Source organism: Brevibacillus sp. SIMBA_040 (assembly GCF_046535075.1).
Taxonomy (GTDB): Bacteria; Bacillota; Bacilli; order Brevibacillales; family Brevibacillaceae; genus Brevibacillus.
Genome location: NZ_JAWRXI010000115.1, coordinates 1 through 304, shown reverse-complemented (window position 1 = coordinate 304; position 304 = coordinate 1). Strand labels below are relative to the sequence as shown.

The following is a 304-nucleotide window of genomic DNA, read 5'->3' as shown; positions in this document are numbered from 1 at the left end:
CCTTCCAAATCAGGTCGCAAAGTAGTTCTCTTTGCTCTACGTTCATCTTAGATACCTCATCAACCAATGCCTTCACATCATCAATATATTGCTCAACCTGATCGGAATCTATTTCTGCTTCGAGCTGGGCCTGCTTTAAAAGTTTCCTAATCGAACCAAGCCGAACAATCTGCCCCCCTTTATCTTTAATTACTTCGACCAGCGGCTTGAATATTTCCTCACCAATGAATAAGCTGTTTACTTTAGAAATTTTCCCTTCATCATCCAGAGAGTGTATCAAAGCATTAAATGCTTTTATTGTTAG

General features: G+C 39.5%; 1 protein-coding gene. It reads right to left on the bottom strand.

All coding sequences use genetic code 11. The features are described 5' to 3' along the window. Positions 1-304: hypothetical protein (locus SB752_RS32195; protein WP_410719465.1), on the bottom strand; the 304-nt coding region annotated here is incomplete at both ends.